Here is a 429-nt window from a genome sequence, read left to right as displayed (position 1 = left end):
GGTAATCCCCCCGATAAACCAAAGGTCCGAGAAGTAGAATTTTCCAAGAAGGAAGTTCTACGTGAAGAAGTCAAGATTTACCGACAGCCAGATCATGGCTGCCTTGAAGCGTGTTGAAGCCGGTCTGCCGGTGCCGGAGATGTGTCGGGAACTGGGCGTTAGCACCGCCACGTTTTACAAGTGGCGTGCCAAGTTCGGCGGCATGGACACCTCCATGATGACCCGCATGAAGGAGCTTGAGGATGAGAACCGCCGCCTCAAGAAGATGTACCTCGAAGAGAAACTTAAGTCCGAGATCGTTGCCGAGGCCCTCGCAAAAAAGTGGTGAGGCCGTCTCGCCGGCGCGAGATGGCCCAACGTGCAGTTCTGATGCGCAGCGTCCCCATAAGGCTGGCCTGCGCTGCGTTTATGGTCAGCGAGTCCTGCTAC

General features: G+C 56.2%; 1 pseudogene. It reads left to right on the top strand.

Annotated elements, in window-relative coordinates:
• Positions 1-61 precede the first annotated feature (61 nt).
• Positions 62-429, top strand: a pseudogene (locus DIC66_RS22800) (transposase); the annotation flags it as partial.

The sequence above is a fragment of the Rhodoferax lacus genome, from assembly GCF_003415675.1.
Classification (GTDB): Bacteria; Pseudomonadota; Gammaproteobacteria; order Burkholderiales; family Burkholderiaceae_C; genus Allorhodoferax; species Allorhodoferax lacus.
The sequence above is the reverse complement of the archived record's forward strand: the minus strand, read 5'-3'. Positions and strand labels throughout refer to the sequence as shown.